The sequence below is a fragment of the Providencia sp. PROV174 genome (assembly GCF_028480685.1).
Classification (GTDB): domain Bacteria; phylum Pseudomonadota; class Gammaproteobacteria; order Enterobacterales; family Enterobacteriaceae; genus Providencia; species Providencia rettgeri.
Genome location: NZ_JAMPOT010000007.1, coordinates 117,582 through 133,931, shown reverse-complemented (window position 1 = coordinate 133,931; position 16,350 = coordinate 117,582). Strand labels below are relative to the sequence as shown.

Genomic DNA, 16,350 nt, shown 5'->3' with positions numbered 1-16,350 from the left:
TTATCTTGTTATGGTATTCTAAACAAACTACTACATATAGTGGTACAAGCAAACATAACACTACTAGCCTCATGGCATTACACCATGAGCTTTTTTATGTTTTTTTAACCCATTTGTAGTTCAACCAAGGTGTACTTGCTCATGAACCAGAGTCTGTTAGTCACAAAGCGTGATGGACATAAAGAACGCATTGATCTCGACAAAATCCACAAGGTAATAACCTGGGCCGCGGAAGGCCTAAGTAACGTATCCGTTTCTCAAGTGGAGTTACGTTCACAGATTCAGTTTTATGATGGGATCAGAACTTCTGACATTCACGAAACGATGATCAAAGCAGCAGCAGATTTAATTACGGGTGATACACCTGATTACCAATACTTAGCTGCACGCCTTGCTATTTTTAACTTACGCAAGAAAGCCTATGGCCAGTTTGAACCGCCTGCATTATATAAGCATGTTAAACACCTCGTCGAAATGGGGAAATATGACAAGCATTTGCTGGAAGACTACTCTGAAGCAGAGTTCGAGCAAATGGATAGCTTTATAGACCATTGGCGTGATATGAATTTTTCCTATGCTGCGGTAAAACAGCTTGAAGGAAAATATTTAGTTCAAAACCGTGTTACTGGTGAAATTTATGAAAGCGCACAGTTTTTATACATTTTAGTTGCTGCTTGCCTGTTTTCACATTACCCAAAAGAGACGCGCCTCGATTATGTTCGCCGTTTCTATGACGCCGTTTCAACATTCAAAATTTCATTACCTACGCCAATTATGGCGGGGGTACGTACTCCTACACGTCAATTCAGCTCTTGTGTACTGATTGAGTGTGGTGACAGCTTAGATTCCATCAATGCCACTTCAAGCGCAATTGTGAAGTATGTCTCGCAGCGTGCGGGTATTGGGGTAAATGCAGGCCGTATTCGTGCATTAGGCAGCCCAATTCGTGGTGGTGAAGCGTTCCACACTGGCTGTATTCCGTTCTATAAACACTTCCAAACTGCGGTTAAATCTTGTTCGCAAGGGGGGGTTCGTGGTGGTGCTGCAACCTTGTTCTACCCTATTTGGCACCTTGAAGTTGAAAGCTTATTGGTACTGAAAAATAACCGTGGGGTTGAAGGTAACCGTGTTCGCCATATGGATTACGGTGTGCAACTCAACAAGCTAATGTATGAGCGTTTGATTAAAAACCAAGATATTACATTATTCAGCCCATCAGACGTTCCAGGTCTTTATGATGCATTTTTCGCTGATCAAGACGAATTTGAACGTTTATATGTGAAATACGAACAAGATGAAAATATTCGCAAATCCAGTGTTAAAGCGGTTGAGCTATTTTCATTAATGATGCAAGAACGTGCATCTACTGGCCGAATCTATATTCAAAACGTTGACCACTGTAATACACATAGCCCATTTGACCCACAGGTTGCCCCTGTTCGTCAGTCAAATTTATGTTTAGAAATTGCACTACCAACTAAGCCATTAAACAACATTAATGACGAGAACGGTGAAATTGCGCTGTGTACATTATCGGCATTTAACTTAGGGGCGATTGATAGCCTAGATGAATTAGAAGAGCTGGCAATATTAGCTGTTCGTGCTCTTGATGCACTGCTTGACTACCAAGATTACCCAATCATTGCGGCGAAGCAAGGCTCAATGGGGCGTCGTACACTCGGTATTGGGGTGATTAACTACGCTTATTATCTCGCGAAGCACGGTGTTCGTTATTCTGACGGTAGTGCGAACAATTTAACGCACAAAACATTCGAAGCCATTCAGTATTATCTATTAAAAGCCTCGAATGAGTTAGCAAAAGAGCAAGGTGCTTGCCCATGGTTCAATGAAACAACTTATGCACAAGGCGTTTTACCTATCGATACCTATAAAAAAGAGCTCGATAAGTTAACTAATGAACCTTTGCATTACGATTGGGAAGCCTTACGCCAAGATATTAAACAACATGGTCTGCGTAACTCGACACTGTCTGCATTGATGCCTTCAGAGACATCATCACAGATTTCTAACGCAACCAATGGTATTGAGCCACCACGTGGTTATATCAGTATTAAAGCCTCTAAAGATGGTATTTTGCGCCAAGTGGTGCCAGATTACGAAAATCTGAAAGGCGCATACGAGCTACTATGGCAAATGCCTTCAAACAGTGGCTATTTACAACTCGTTGGTATCATGCAGAAATTTATCGACCAGTCGATTTCTGCTAACACAAACTATGACCCAACTCGTTTTGAGAGCGGCAAAGTGCCAATGAACCAATTGCTAAAAGATTTATTGCTCGCCTATAAGTTTGGTGTGAAAACACTTTACTACCATAACACCCGCGATGGGGCGGAAGATGTTCAGGGCGATCTGGAAGAAGTTGTTGAGTCAGCAGATTCCGATTGCGAAGGCGGCGCGTGTAAAATTTAATAGGAATTGTTATGTCACACACATATACAACGTTTTCACAGAAAAAAAATGACCAAATGCTGGAGCCGATGTTTTTCGGCCAACCAGTTAACGTGGCGCGCTATGATCAGCAAAAGTACCCTATTTTTGAAAAGCTGATTGAAAAACAATTGTCGTTTTTCTGGCGCCCTGAAGAAGTTGACGTATCTCGCGACCGTATTGATTATAATGCGCTGCCAGATCACGAAAAACATATTTTTATCAGTAATCTGAAATATCAAACGCTGTTGGACTCTATTCAGGGCCGCAGCCCTAATGTGGCATTATTGCCGCTGATTTCGATTCCTGAACTGGAAACTTGGGTAGAAACGTGGGCGTTTTCTGAAACGATCCACTCACGTTCATACACGCATATTATTCGTAATATCGTGAATGACCCAGCCATTATTTTTGACGACATCGTTGAAAATGAAGAAATTTTAAAGCGTGCTAAAGATATTTCTGGTTTTTACGATGACCTGATCGAAATGACCAATTACTATCATATGTTTGGTGAAGGCACGCATACTTGCAACGGCAAGCAAGTCACTGTTTCTCTACGTCAATTGAAGAAACAGCTGTACCTGTGCCTAATGAGCGTTAATGCGCTCGAAGCCATTCGTTTCTATGTTAGCTTTGCCTGTTCATTTGCGTTTGCTGAACGCGAACTCATGGAAGGAAATGCTAAAATCATCAAGCTAATCGCACGTGATGAAGCGCTGCACTTAACGGGAACACAACACATGTTGAACCTGTTGCGCTCAGGGCAAGATGACCCAGAAATGGCCGAAATAGCGGCAGAGTGCGAACAAGAGTGTTATGACCTGTTCGTTCAAGCTGCAGAGCAAGAAAAAGAGTGGGCTGACTACCTATTCAGCGAAGGCTCTATGATTGGTTTAAATAAAGATATTTTATGCCAATATGTTGAATATATTACTAACATTCGCATGCAAGCTGTTGGCCTGAAATTGCCATTTGAAGCTCGTTCAAACCCAATTCCATGGATCAACGCATGGTTGGTGTCTGATAACGTACAAGTTGCGCCTCAAGAGGTTGAAGTGAGTTCTTATTTAGTCGGCCAGATTGACTCTCAAGTCGATACCGACGATTTGAGCGACTTCGAACTGTAATCATGGCAAGCCATAAAATCACCCTGCGGCTAACGCAGGGTGTTCAAGTCCCCTACCATACCGACATTCATTCGTGTTTGTTGGAAGCTTTAGAAGACAGTCGTATCCCTGTAGAATACCAATGTCGTGAAGGTTACTGCGGTTCGTGCCGAGTGACATTATTACGTGGAAAAGTGGGTTATAAACAAAAACCTATCGCATTTGTGCAAGATGGCGAGATTCTGCCTTGCTGTTGCCATCCGCTATCGGATATTGAAATTGGTTAATCTAAAATAGGTGATTGCACAGCGGTTTATCCGTTACCTGTGCAATCACTTTTTATTCACTTACTTTATTGATTATAAATAACCATATAAACCTGCAAATACCCAGCCAAACACACAAGACACGCCCACCCCAATTAACCCCGGTAGAATGAAACTGTGGTTGATAACAAATTTACCAATACGCGTTGTTCCAGAACGGTCAAATTGAATTGCCGCAAGATCACTTGGATAAGTCGGTAAAATGTAGTACCCATAACACGCAGGTGCAGAAGCGATAATATAAGCAGGGTCAACACCAATACCTAATGCAATTGGTACTACAGCGGCTAGTGCAGCCGCTTGAGAGTTAACAAACTTAGAAACTAATAACAAGATGACGGCATAAGCCCAAGGGAAATCTTTCACTAAAGAACCTAACGTTCCTTTAATTTCATCCATGTGTGCGCCGAACATGGTTTCTGCCATCCACGCGATACCATACACCGCCACGATAGCAATCATCCCTGAACGGAATACTTCATTCTTTGAAATTTGCCCAGGATTGGTCTTACAGATAATGATAATTAGCGCACCCGCTAATAACATAAACATCTGGATGACTAAAACCATAGATAACGGCTTACCATTAACTAGCGGCCTTAGTTCAGAGAATGCGCCAAGTAGTGCGACAACTGCGATAGAGGCTAAAAAAATCCACATCGCTACCCAGTTAATTTTCGGTAATTTTGTATTCAGCAGTGTCACACTGTCACCATAAACATAATCATGGTTTTCAGGGACTGAGATAAACTCTTGGAATACAGGGTCTTTATCGAGATCTTTACCTCTAAACCAACTGAAAATACCAATAGCTAAAATACCAATTAATGTTGATGGGATAGTAATTGCTAATAAATCAAGGAATTCAAGGGACTGACCATTAATTGTCACGCCGTTTAGCATTGCCACTAATGAAACAACCGCGACTGAAACTGGGCTGGCGATAATCCCCATTTGTGCGCCAATACTGCTCGCGGCCATCGGTCTTTCTGGACGGATATTATTTTTAATCGCCGCATCGTAGATGATAGGTAAAATCGTGTATACCACATGCCCTGTACCACACAAAATGGTTAAGATGCATGTCACAAAAGGTGCCACAATAGAAATGTACTTAGGGTTTTTTCGTAGTAGTCGTTCTGCAATTTGCAGCATGACATCTAAACCGCCTGATGCTTGTAACGTCGCTGATGCGGCAACAACAGCAATGATAACAAGCATAACATCAACAGGCGGTTTTCCAGGTGGTAAGCCAAAACCAAAAACTAAGATAACTAGGCCAACACCACCTAATAGCCCGAGTGCCATTCCCCCTTTTTTTGCTCCATAGAATAAGCAAACAAGGATAATGGCGAGTTGAATCATAAAGTCCATAGTTCCATCCTTTATATATATGTTTGCATATATTATCGGGATGATTTTCAAGCATTAATTTGATTTATGATAACTTCAAAATCAATTTACTTTTATTTTTTATGCTTTTATTTTGACCTCATCACATAATTTATATTAAGTAACTGACATACTGTACAGTTAGCTGTCATTTCAATAAAAATCAACTTATTACCATACCATTTTTAACAAATCACCCCATATAAATTTACCTTTAGTCACCATAAATCATCATTTTTTCTTCACTTAATTAACCCTGCTTATTGTCTTCAGTTTCGCTATCTACTTGATTATTAGTGTAAACTTATAATTACACTATCTGTAATTTACATTTGACAGTGAACTTGCGATCGCATAATCTGCATCACTTGTTAATTATTCAAATTCAATCAGAGGAACTTGTGAAGAATCGTACGCTTGGCAGTGTGTTAATCGTTGCAGGGACAACAATAGGTGCAGGGATGTTGGCAATGCCACTTGCCGCTGCAGGAGTCGGTTTCACAGGCATCGTTTGCTTGCTTGTTGGATTATGGATGTTAATGAGTTATACCTCATTGCTATTAGTCGAAGTGTATCAGCATAACCCTGCAAATATGGGCCTAGGCTCCGTCGCTAAAAAATATCTGGGTCCTGTTGGCCAAATAGTGACTGGACTCAGTATGCTGCTATTAATGTACGCATTAACAACTGCTTACATCGGAGGGGCTGGTGTATTAATTTCAGATAGCCTGTCTTCTTGGTGGGGAATTAACATTTCAACCAACACTGCCATTATCGCATTTACTATTATTGGTGGTGCAGTTGTGTGTATTGGCACACATTCAGTCGATTTTATTAACCGAATTTTATTCACAGCAAAAACGATTTTTTTGGTCATCATGCTCGTTGTGATGATGCCGCATGCTGAAGCGGTAAACTTAAGCACTATGCCGATTGAAAAAGGCCTTGTTTTGGCCGCAGTGCCCGTTATTTTTACCTCTTTTGGTTTTCATGGTAGCGTACCGAGTTTAGTTAACTATATGAATGGAGATGTACGTAAATTACGTATGATTTTCATTACCGGAAGCGCAATTCCTTTAGTGGCTTATATTCTATGGCAAATTGCAACGTTAGGTTCTATCCCATCACACACCTTTATTGGGATCCTAGCGCAAGAGTCTGGCCTTAATGGGTTACTTACCGCGATTCGCGATGTTGTCGCAACACCTCGAGTCAATATTGCCGTCAGCCTATTTATGGATTTAGCGTTAGCCACGTCCTTCTTAGGTGTTGCATTGGGCTTATTTGATTACCTCGCAGATTTGTTCAAACGGAGTAATCAATTTATCGGTCGTGTACAAACAGGCTTGCTTACCTTTGTTCCACCATTATTGGCCGCCCTATTCTTTAGTAGTTTCGTACAAGCATTAACTTATGCTGCTGTCGCGCTCTCAGTCTTAGCACTGATTATTCCTGCACTGTTAACACTGCGTGTACGTAAATTAGAAACTCAAGATGGGTATCAAGTTAAAGGCGGTACCCCTATTTTAGCCTTAGTATTAGTATGTGGTATTGCCGTAATCGCTATCCAATTTTCGATTGTTGCCGGATTTTTACCAAACGTCGGTTAACAAATTGATAAATTAAGCCGCAATCTGGGTAACTCCAAATTGCGGCTTTTGTTTAACTGAAATTAACTCCCCCTTCCTCCCAGCCACTGTCGTTCATAGTTTGATATCTACTATCAATCAATAATCACTTAGCATTCCCACTAATTCTATACATACATATTATTTGAACATTATTTAATGTATACATCTTTAATTGCATCATACAACAGCAAATAATACCGAAATGACATCTCTATCTGCTTGCTTTATTGTTGTTGAGAGGTAAATAAAGGGATTGAGTTGAATGAAAGGAAAAAATGTTTCTGCTACCCATGATGCTGCATTTAAAGGTTTTATGACAAACATAGACAGTGCACGTGACTTTTTTGAGATTCACTTACCAAAACACATAAAATCATTATGTGATTTCGCTACGTTAAAGCTGACTAACTCATCATTCATTGATAAGCAGTTACGTTCACGCTTATCGGATGTTTTATATTCCGTACAAACAGCACAAGGCCAAGGATACATTTATCTACTTGTAGAACACCAATCTACCCCTGATAAGCTCATGGCGTGGCGCTTAATGTACTATGCGTTTTTAGCAATGAATCAGCATATGCAGCAAGGAAACACCTTATTACCTCTAGTTGTTCCTATTCTTTTCTACCACGGGACTCGTTCATCTTACCCTTACACTCAGTTATGGACAGATTGTTTTCCTCTGCCCAAGCTAGCAAATACGTTATATACACAACCATTCCCGTTGGTTGATATCACTGTCATAGACGATGATGAATTAGTTAATCATCGCAAAATTGCTGTTATGGAATTAGCGATGAAACATAAACGGTTGCGAGATGAGTTTCACCATGTGATCCCTTTGTTGGCACAAGCGCTCAATCAACACTATAATAGCGACAGTGATGTGATCACTATCATCAATTACCTATTTTCTGCTTTAGACTCAACTGATTTTGCAAAAATTATCTACACATTAGAAGCGCAAACAGAAATACACAAGGAAACGATTATGAATATCGCACAACGCTTACATAATAAAGGCCACCAAGAGGGTCTTCTCGAGGGGCTTCAAAAAGGCAAACAAGAAGGCATTCAAGAAGGCATTCAAAAAACTAAAGCTACCTTAGCCCGTAATTTATTGAAAAATGGTGTTAGCCCTGAAATTATTATGAAAAGTACCGGATTGAGCCCTGATGAGTTGACGTCACTACTGTGATGCAATGAAAACTAAAGTGAATAGCGTGGATAAGCAGTTAGAAGTTTAACCTATTAATTTAAAAAATATTCAACTAGGTTTACATCATAGAATTCGCCCTAGGCGTACATTTAATGTACGCAACTAAGGGCGACATGAACAAGATAACCCTATTAGAATGAAAGGCCAGCCCCTACATACCAGCCATCGGCAACTTTATCGCTACTATTGCCATGGGTTCCTTTCATTTCAATCAAACGATAACCTGCATCAATAGATAAAGGTTTAAATACGGTATAACGTGCACCCGCTTTCGCTTCGACATAAGACTTGCTACCTGAGGTCAATGACTCAGGAGCACCATAGGCTTCACCATAAATATTTAATGAAGGCATAGCCTGCCAATTTAACCCACCGCCAACCGCTAATGCAGCACCACTACTATTGTGATCCGGTGATAAATATAACCCCTTACCCCCTACAAATGCAGAGAAAGGCCCGACTGGTAAGCCAAATGTGGCACCAATACTACCCGTTTGCCCATCATGGTCACTACGAGCCCAAGAACCGTTAAATGCTAACCCTGCATTTTGGTTACCTAACCCCGCAGACAGCTCAGTAAAATGTTCACCCGCTTGTGCACTGACTGAAACTGCATGGGCAGTCCCTACGAACAATGGTGACATCGCTGCTGCTAATAATAATTTGTGCATTATTTTATCCTCTTGATATTATTACCTATGGATACTACGCGAATTTCACCCTATTTTCAGCCATTCTTACCTAGATTTACGCTATAGCTGCTACAAAAGCCGACTTTATTCATTACAAAATTTCACAAATCAAAAATTTTAGTGCGAAAAAGTGCGATAAATACCGTTTTTTTCACGGGTAATCACAGTAATTGGTTATATTAATTAGATAATCAATCCCATAATAACTATACTGAATTATAAGTTCATTGTAGTCATATTTTTATTTTTTTACAAAAAATTAACTTATTAGTTAGGTTTGTGTAGTCATTTAATCCAAAAAGGAGCATTGTGATGAAAAAGAAAGGCCTTACTACCGCCTCTGGCGCCCCGGTCGCCAATAATAATAATGTGATGACAGCAGGTAAACGTGGCCCAATGTTATTACAGGATGTTTGGTTTTTAGAGAAACTTGCCCATTTTGACCGTGAAGTGATCCCTGAAAGACGCATGCACGCAAAAGGTTCAGGTGCTTTCGGTACATTTACCGTAACGCATGATATTAGCCGCTACACCCGTGCAAAAATTTTCTCTGAAGTGGGGAAAAAAACAGAAATGTTTGCTCGCTTCTCTACCGTTGCAGGTGAGCGCGGGGCTGCCGACGCAGAACGAGATATTCGTGGCTTTGCATTAAAATTTTATACTGAAGAAGGTAACTGGGATATGGTGGGTAACAACACCCCTGTGTTCTATTTTCGCGACCCATTAAAATTCCCTGATTTAAACCACGTAGTTAAACGCGACCCTCGCTCTAACCTACGTACAATGGAACACAAATGGGCCTTTTTCTCTCAATTACCAGAATCTTTACACCAGTTAACCATTGATGCTAGTGACCGTGGTATCCCACAAAGTTACCGTCATATGCATGGGTTTGGTAGCCATACATATAGCTTCATCAACAGTGATAATGAACGCTTCTGGGTTAAATTCCATTTCCGTTGCCAACAAGGTATTCAGAATCTGTCTGATGAACAAGCTGAGCAATTAGTGGGTAAAGATAGAGAAAGTTCACAGCGTGATCTGTTTGAATCCATTGAAAATGGGGATTTCCCGCGCTGGAATTTGCAAGTACAAATTATGCCAGAGAAAGAGGCCTCCCAAGTTCCTTATAACCCATTTGACTTAACCAAAGTTTGGCCGCACAAAGATTATCCGTTAATTGATGTCGGTTATTTTGAACTTAATCGTAACCCAGACAACTATTTTGCTGACGTAGAACAAGCGGCGTTTAGCCCTGCTAACGTAGTTCCAGGTATTGGCTTCTCACCAGATAGAATGCTACAAGGCCGTTTATTCTCCTATGGAGATGCCCACCGTTATCGCCTTGGGGTTAACCACCACCAAATCCCAGTGAATGCCCCACGTTGCCCATTCCATAATTACCATCGTGATGGCGCAATGCGCGTTGACGGTAATAGCGGCAACCATGTGACCTATGAGCCAAATGAAGCCGGTTTATTCCAAGAGCAACCTGACTTCAGCGAACCGCCATTATCTATTGAAGGTGCCGCTGACCATTGGGATCACCGCGAAGACCAAGATTATTTCAGCCAACCACGTGCATTATATGAGTTATTAGATGATGCCGAGCACCAACGTATGTTTAAGCGTATTGCGGGAGAACTGATTGACGCGACAGAAGCCACTCAAGTGCGCCAAATCGAGCTATTTAAACAAGTTCACCCAGAATATGGCGCTGGTGTTGAAAAAGCATTAAAAGCACTAAAATAGTGTAATTCATTAAGTGGTGGGGATAACCCACCACTATTTCACCCTATTCCTGCATTCTAGCTAACAGCCACTTTTTCACTTGTTGCCTTGACACTTTTATTCCCCCTGCTTTTAATTCAGGGTCTAAATAATAAAATGCCATAGGATATTGGTATGGCGCGAGTTTATCTTTTAGCCAACCCGCCAGCTGATGCAAATCCACTGACTCATTTGCTTCAATAACCGCAACAGGGCGTTGCCCAAATTGTTCATCATCAATGGGAATAATAAAACTTTGGCTGACATCAGTGTGTGAATTGATGACTGATTCGATATCTTCCGGTTGAACACATTCCCCACCACTGATAAATAAATTATCTAAACGACCAAGGATCTGATATTCACCATCGACAAATGCCCCTTTATCGTTGGTTTTAAACCAGTTATCTAGGCAGTTTAAAGGGTGAATTTGCCCATCAAACCAATAACCAAGCGCTTGACTGTCTGATTGGATTTGAATTTCATCATCCACAAGACGAATTTGCTTACCTTTTAAGGGTAAGCCAACGCCTTTCTTGCCATCTGCACGTTTAGCACAAACTGTAGAAGCCATTTCTGTCATCCCATAGCCGCTCCAACACGCAATTCCATGTTGTTGTGCCAAATCCGTGAGTGTTGAAGGAATACTGGCTCCGCCCAATAAAACGGCTTTCAACGCGATATTCGCCATTGAGTTATCATTCAATAAACGCCATAGCTGGGTCGGCACCAAAGAGGCATGAGTCACCTCATGTAATGCCTGAGCTAAAGGGAGATTTTTTACCGCAAGTGCGCCGCCTTGCAAAAGCCAACGCCAAACAATGCCCTGACCAGACACATGGAATAACGGCAACGAGAGTAACCAACAATCATCTTGCTGATAATTCATCATATTAACAACACCGGCAGCGCTATTGAGGTGAGCAGCAACACAATGAACGGCGGCTTTAGGTAGACCTGTCGACCCCGATGTTAAAATCAACGTGGCAGGCTGCTGAATAGCCTCTTGAAAAACAACCGGAGCAACCTCTTCATCACCAATAAAATGATCATAGAGTTGATAATCTAAATGACGATAATTGGCTAATAAATTTGATTCATCAGTAAAATCAATGGCTGCGCTAACATTAAGATGATGCAGTAATTCTGCTAACAACCGTTCTGGGAGACGGGGATTTAACGGTAAAACACGAGCACCACACGCAATAAGAGCCAGTTGACTCAGTAATAATTCAACTGAATTTTTCCCACGCAAAACGATACACTGCCCTTGCGTTACGCCTTGCATTGAAAAGTAAGTTCTGAGGTCTGTAACTTGTTGGCTTACGCTTTCCCAAGTCATACTTTGGGACTCAGTTATTAGGGCGATGGAGTTGGGACGAAGATTGGCCCAGTGTTGCCAAGGCCAATCTTTAAAGTTATCTAGTTCTGCCATACAAGCGTTAAATCTTCTAACTGCTGGAGCGGAATATCACATTGTGGCCAAGGCCGTATCAGTTGAGATTGAATAAGTGATACCGTATCTAAGCCTGGAATGGTATTTGGCGTTAGCCAATGTGCTACACGAGCAAGTTGCGTTAAACCAAAGCTACTTTCAATGGATGAACTGATCACGGCTTGTAATCCTAAGCGATGCGCTTCTTCTACTAAGTAGCGACAATAAGACAAGCTGCCTGTCAGTGTTGGTTTAATCACAATCGCAGAAACGCCTTCCTGTGCCTCAACCATAAAGCCTTCTTCTCGTACACTTTCATCCCAAGCGATACTAATGCCAGTATCCGCTGCAAATTGCAGTGACTCTTCTCGGGTTTTGCACGGCTCTTCTAAGAATGCGATACGGTCACGATAGTCTGGGTTAACATACTTGGCAAAACCGTCGGCTTTTGTTCGAGTCCAACTGCGATTCGCATCCAAGCGCAGTTTCAATTCTGGAACTGCCTCTAACAATAAGTTAACCACCATGCCATCACGCACAGCTTCATAGAGCCCAACTTTTACCTTTGCAACCTTTTCACCTTCCATTGCATCAAGGCTCAAAATGAGGTCATCAGGGTCACCACTGCACAGTGGTGCTTTGCGATAGTCAGCCTCTTTCGGTAGCTCCCCTGTTAACTCCGCAAGAGCACAGCTACAGCCAAAAGCCACAGAGGGTAGTAGACTATTAGAAATTTTGCCTTCTTTCACCCATTCATTCATTCGCTTAATAGTTTCGGCGGTTGCTTCTTCTAATGTTTCACGACTGAATTCAGGTAGAGGCGAAATTTCTCCCCAACCTTCATTATCCCCATCTTGTAAACACACTAAAAGCCCATCACGAGTTTTTAGTCGCTGATAACGAAGGATAACGCCTGCCTCCATTGGCAGGCTGAACGAATAAATACGGGCTTTACGCATTATGGATTACGCTTATATTTAGAGAAGTCTGGAGCACGTTTTTCATTAAAAGCATTACGGCCTTCTTGCCCTTCGTCTGTCATATAAAACAGCATTGTGGCATTACCGGCTAATTCTTGCAGGCCAGCCTGACCATCACAATCTGCATTTAATGCTGCTTTTAAGCAACGTAATGCCATTGGGCTATTTTCTAGCATTTCACGGCACCAACGCACGGTTTCTTTTTCAAGATCTGCGTATGGGACAACGGTGTTAACCAAGCCCATGTCTAATGCTTCTTGTGCATTGTATTGGCGACATAAAAACCAGATCTCACGCGCCTTTTTCTGCCCAACGATACGCGCCATATAGGATGCGCCCCAACCGCCATCAAATGAACCGACTTTTGGCCCGGTTTGGCCAAATATTGCGTTATCCGCAGCAATAGTCAGGTCACACATCATATGCAACACATGGCCACCACCAATAGAATAACCCGCAACCATCGCTACAACAGGCTTTGGACAAGTACGAATCTGGCGTTGGAAATCTAATACGTTCAAGTGGTGCGTGCCACTTGCATCACGATACCCGCCGTAATCGCCACGGATTTTTTGGTCACCACCGGCACAGAATGCTTTTTCACCTTCGCCCGTTAAAATGATAGTTCCGACTTGGTCATCATAACGTGCATCGGACAGTGCTTGGATCATTTCTTTCACGGTTTGTGGACGAAAAGCATTACGCACTTCTGGACGGTTAATCGTAATTTTAGCAATTCCTTCAGGAGATTTATGATAGCGAATATCTTCAAACCCTGTAGAGCAATCTTGCCATTCAATTGGTGCGTATAATTTTTCTTCGCTTGGATAAATCATTATCAGATTCCTTTAACCACAGTGTGATAAAAAATGGTGTAGTGCAGTTGCAAAGCCCATGGGGTTTTCCCGATGTGCATTATGCCCTGCATTTTCAATCAGCGTTAACGGCAAAGCATATTGTTGCGAAACGCTTCGAAATTTTTGATCCTTTTCGCCACAAAAATAACGATAAGGGCAGATTAATTGACGCAATTTGTCCGCCAAAAAAGGTTGCTTTGCTAATGATGTGTTTTCTAGCATAGCAGCAATACTGTGCGGGTTATTTTGTCCGCGTAACTGAATTAACTGTTGGCGCTGAGTGGCCGACAAATCAGCAAATACAGTTTGTTGATACCAGTCATCTAACACGTCTTCAATGGGTTCTGAACGAAAACGTTGCGCCCATGCCCCATCATTAGCAGCTCGAGCAACACGTTCTTGTTCATTGGCTAACCCCACATTCCCGCCTTCAATCACTAAACCTAATAGCCCATTAGGCTGATAGTGACAGGCAAAATGCATTGCGAGTCGAGCACCAAGTGAATAACCAACCAAGTAGTATTCATTAATTTGATGATACTGTAAAAGCTCGCTGAGTTGTTGATCAAAATGTGAAAAACTCTGGCATGGTTCTGAATGAGAACCGCCATGACCTGGCAAATCCACAGCTAATGATGGAAAAGCCCGTGTTTGATCAATCACAGGTGACCATTCATCTGCACTACCTAACAAACCATGCAACCAAATGATCCAAGGAGTCGAAGAGGTAGAATGGTGTCGATGGGCGGATAACATTACAATTCCACAACTTCATTGAGCAGCTGTTTTAAAGTACGCGCGCCTTCATCGCTTGCCACCTGTAATTCCACCAGCAATGTTCCTTGCTGACTATGCCAAAATTGTTGAACTGTATTTTTTAGTGTTCCCCAATCTGTCGGCGCACAATATTGTAAGCCAAACATTTTCGCAGCAGGCTCGAAACTGACATTTTGCGGCATACAGTAATAATTTTGCCTTGCTTCGTCTGGTGTGGGTAACATAGAGAAAATTTGCCCACCATTGTTATTCACAATGATGAGGACTGTCGGTGCTGAGGGTTCTCGCAACAGCGCCAAACTATTCAAATCGTATAAGGCAGAAATATCCCCAACGATAGCCAATGTTGGACGTGCTGTTGCTCGTTGCACGCCCGCCATGGTAGAAATCAGACCATCAATACCACTTGCGCCGCGGTTGCTATACACCGGATAACCCAATGGGAGTTGTGCTAGCGCATCCACCAAACGGACAATTAAGCTATTGCCAACAAATAGTTGGCCTCGTGGAGAAAGTAACTCTGGTAATTGGTATGCCACCGCTGCTTCTGAAAATTTTTCATGTAACTGTTGGTGTACATGATGTTGGGTTTTTTGTGCTAACGTCAGCAGCGATTCACACCACAAACCTCTCGGCTGCGCAGGATGGTTGTCCAGCCAACCTTTAATTGAACAGGTTAACTTTCTCCCCCTATGATTTGCTGGGTCTAGCCGTTGAGGTATCGAATCGATAATCCAATACTCTTGCGGTTCACAATTGGCTTGCCATTGTAATAGTCGTTTTCCTGTTAAGCTTGAGCCAAACTGAACAACTAATTCTGCATGTTTTAAAATCTGTTGAGCATTGGGATGCTGAAGCCATAAATCTGCACAAGGGTATGGCTGCCCTGTTTGAGATAACACATCCCCTATAACTGGCCATCCGAGTTCTTGGGCCCATTGAGCCACGCGCTCCCCTTCACTCGCACTCATTCTACCGGCAATCACAACGCCCTTTTTTTGCCGCCAAAAATACCAATCTGCCACTAAAGCGACAGAATGAGTTAACGGTTCAGTGAGCCACGGGTGATTCGAATTCCACCATTCCCCAAGTGTTTTCTGCCACTCATGTTCCCCATCCATATCACCATATAGTGGCTCGGCAAATGGGCAGTTGATATGAAATGCACCGTGGTGTAACTGGTTCATGCCATTATCAATCGCAGTTACCAACCATTTAGCTGAAATATCTTGCGTCGGCCTTGGCAACATTAATGATTGAGTAGGATGAGATGCAAAAATATGCGTCTGCCGAATAGCCTGGTTAGCACCGCAGTCAATCAGTTCAGGAGGCCGGTCTGCGGTAAGAAAAATCACCTTTTCCCCAGTTAAACCCGCTTCAATCAATGAGGGATAAAGGTTTGCCACCGCCGTCCCTGAGGTAACAATGACCCCTACAGGTTCATGACTGGCTTTTGCTAAGCCGAGGGCAAGGTGCCCTAAACCACGCTCATCGAAATGCGTATGGCAATGCAATTTCCCATGACTAATGGCCGCAAGGGTCAGAGGTGTTGAGCGCGAGCCTGGCGCAATACAGATATGTTTCATTCCGTGGCGAGATAGTGCTTCAATAATCACTTCAGCCCAACGGAGATTAAAAGCAGAATTCGACATAATATGCTCAGCAAATTATTAGTTATCAATTAGTTTAGACTGATTGAAATAAATTT

13 protein-coding genes are annotated in these 16,350 nt (G+C 42.2%); 6 read left to right on the top strand and 7 right to left on the bottom strand.

The window, feature by feature from the left end; all coding sequences use genetic code 11:
• Nucleotides 1-141: 141 nt before the first annotated feature.
• The 3 genes from nrdA to yfaE are packed head-to-tail and all read left to right on the top strand — an operon-like array spanning nucleotide 142 to nucleotide 3,847.
• Nucleotides 142-2,433: a class 1a ribonucleoside-diphosphate reductase subunit alpha gene (gene nrdA, locus PSE60_RS04235; protein WP_210837264.1), complete on the top strand. Its 2,292-nt coding sequence runs from the start codon at nucleotides 142-144 to the stop codon at nucleotides 2,431-2,433.
• Between the two features lie 11 nt (nucleotides 2,434-2,444).
• Nucleotides 2,445-3,581 (top strand): class Ia ribonucleoside-diphosphate reductase subunit beta, encoded by a 1,137-nt coding sequence (nrdB, locus tag PSE60_RS04230; protein WP_004912195.1) that lies wholly within the window; start codon nucleotides 2,445-2,447, stop codon nucleotides 3,579-3,581.
• Between the two features lie 2 nt (nucleotides 3,582-3,583).
• Nucleotides 3,584-3,847, top strand: a complete 264-nt coding sequence (yfaE, locus tag PSE60_RS04225) for a class I ribonucleotide reductase maintenance protein YfaE (RefSeq protein ID WP_210837262.1) — start codon at nucleotides 3,584-3,586, stop codon at nucleotides 3,845-3,847.
• 72 nt (nucleotides 3,848-3,919) lie between these two features.
• On the opposite strand, the gene PSE60_RS04220 is transcribed toward yfaE, so the two are convergent.
• Nucleotides 3,920-5,260 carry an anaerobic C4-dicarboxylate transporter gene (locus PSE60_RS04220; protein WP_210837260.1) on the bottom strand — a complete coding sequence of 447 codons (1,341 nt, stop codon included), beginning with the start codon at nucleotides 5,258-5,260 and terminating at the stop codon, nucleotides 3,920-3,922.
• 479 nt (nucleotides 5,261-5,739) lie between these two features.
• On the opposite strand from PSE60_RS04220, the gene tyrP reads away from it, so the two are divergent.
• Nucleotides 5,740-6,888, top strand: a complete 1,149-nt coding sequence (tyrP, locus tag PSE60_RS04215) for a tyrosine transporter TyrP (protein WP_247605336.1) — start codon at nucleotides 5,740-5,742, stop codon at nucleotides 6,886-6,888.
• A 283-nt stretch (nucleotides 6,889-7,171) separates the two neighbouring features.
• Complete coding sequence (locus PSE60_RS04210) at nucleotides 7,172-8,110, top strand: Rpn family recombination-promoting nuclease/putative transposase (RefSeq protein WP_272664644.1); 939 nt, start codon at nucleotides 7,172-7,174, stop codon at nucleotides 8,108-8,110.
• A 152-nt stretch (nucleotides 8,111-8,262) separates the two neighbouring features.
• Here the strand turns inward: PSE60_RS04210 and PSE60_RS04205 are convergent, their stop codons facing one another.
• Nucleotides 8,263-8,802 (bottom strand): YfaZ family outer membrane protein, encoded by a 540-nt coding sequence (locus PSE60_RS04205; protein WP_272664643.1) that lies wholly within the window; start codon nucleotides 8,800-8,802, stop codon nucleotides 8,263-8,265.
• 333 nt (nucleotides 8,803-9,135) lie between these two features.
• Between PSE60_RS04205 and PSE60_RS04200 the strand changes: the two genes are divergently transcribed.
• Entirely contained in the window at nucleotides 9,136-10,575 is a 1,440-nt protein-coding gene (locus PSE60_RS04200) for a catalase (RefSeq protein ID WP_272664642.1), read from the top strand.
• Between the two features lie 43 nt (nucleotides 10,576-10,618).
• On the opposite strand, the gene menE is transcribed toward PSE60_RS04200, so the two are convergent.
• From menE to menD, 5 genes are read right to left on the bottom strand one after another with little or no spacing between them, the layout of a single operon-like run.
• Entirely contained in the window at nucleotides 10,619-12,028 is a 1,410-nt protein-coding gene (gene menE / locus PSE60_RS04195; protein ID WP_272664641.1) for an o-succinylbenzoate--CoA ligase, read from the bottom strand.
• On the bottom strand, nucleotides 12,016-12,987 hold the full coding sequence (gene menC, locus PSE60_RS04190) for an o-succinylbenzoate synthase (protein ID WP_272664640.1): 972 nt from the start codon (nucleotides 12,985-12,987) through the stop codon (nucleotides 12,016-12,018). Before menC ends, menE begins: the two co-directional genes overlap by 13 nt.
• Nucleotides 12,987-13,844, bottom strand: a complete 858-nt coding sequence (menB, locus tag PSE60_RS04185; RefSeq protein WP_210837248.1) for a 1,4-dihydroxy-2-naphthoyl-CoA synthase — start codon at nucleotides 13,842-13,844, stop codon at nucleotides 12,987-12,989. Before menB ends, menC begins: the two co-directional genes overlap by 1 nt.
• Nucleotides 13,845-13,856: 12 nt before the next feature.
• Nucleotides 13,857-14,621, bottom strand: coding sequence for a 2-succinyl-6-hydroxy-2,4-cyclohexadiene-1-carboxylate synthase (gene menH / locus PSE60_RS04180; RefSeq protein ID WP_272664639.1), 765 nt, complete (start codon nucleotides 14,619-14,621; stop codon nucleotides 13,857-13,859).
• Nucleotides 14,621-16,294 carry a 2-succinyl-5-enolpyruvyl-6-hydroxy-3-cyclohexene-1-carboxylic-acid synthase gene (gene menD, locus PSE60_RS04175; RefSeq protein WP_272664638.1) on the bottom strand — a complete coding sequence of 558 codons (1,674 nt, stop codon included), beginning with the start codon at nucleotides 16,292-16,294 and terminating at the stop codon, nucleotides 14,621-14,623. Before menD ends, menH begins: the two co-directional genes overlap by 1 nt.
• Between the last annotated feature and the right edge of the window lie 56 nt (nucleotides 16,295-16,350).

What these genes read in the sequence shown, in the direction of transcription:
- nrdA (WP_210837264.1), top strand. Translation starts at nt 142, where the DNA reads ATGAACCAGAGTCTGTTAGTCACAAAGCGTGATGGACATAAAGAACGC.
- nrdB (WP_004912195.1), top strand. Translation starts at nt 2,445, where the DNA reads ATGTCACACACATATACAACGTTTTCACAGAAAAAAAATGACCAAATG.
- yfaE (WP_210837262.1), top strand. Translation starts at nt 3,584, where the DNA reads ATGGCAAGCCATAAAATCACCCTGCGGCTAACGCAGGGTGTTCAAGTC.
- PSE60_RS04220 (WP_210837260.1), bottom strand. Translation starts at nt 5,260, where the DNA reads ATGGACTTTATGATTCAACTCGCCATTATCCTTGTTTGCTTATTCTAT.
- tyrP (WP_247605336.1), top strand. Translation starts at nt 5,740, where the DNA reads ATGTTGGCAATGCCACTTGCCGCTGCAGGAGTCGGTTTCACAGGCATC.
- PSE60_RS04210 (WP_272664644.1), top strand. Translation starts at nt 7,172, where the DNA reads ATGAAAGGAAAAAATGTTTCTGCTACCCATGATGCTGCATTTAAAGGT.
- PSE60_RS04205 (WP_272664643.1), bottom strand. Translation starts at nt 8,802, where the DNA reads ATGCACAAATTATTATTAGCAGCAGCGATGTCACCATTGTTCGTAGGG.
- PSE60_RS04200 (WP_272664642.1), top strand. Translation starts at nt 9,136, where the DNA reads ATGAAAAAGAAAGGCCTTACTACCGCCTCTGGCGCCCCGGTCGCCAAT.
- menE (WP_272664641.1), bottom strand. Translation starts at nt 12,028, where the DNA reads ATGGCAGAACTAGATAACTTTAAAGATTGGCCTTGGCAACACTGGGCC.
- menC (WP_272664640.1), bottom strand. Translation starts at nt 12,987, where the DNA reads ATGCGTAAAGCCCGTATTTATTCGTTCAGCCTGCCAATGGAGGCAGGC.
- menB (WP_210837248.1), bottom strand. Translation starts at nt 13,844, where the DNA reads ATGATTTATCCAAGCGAAGAAAAATTATACGCACCAATTGAATGGCAA.
- menH (WP_272664639.1), bottom strand. Translation starts at nt 14,621, where the DNA reads ATGTTATCCGCCCATCGACACCATTCTACCTCTTCGACTCCTTGGATC.
- menD (WP_272664638.1), bottom strand. Translation starts at nt 16,294, where the DNA reads ATGTCGAATTCTGCTTTTAATCTCCGTTGGGCTGAAGTGATTATTGAA.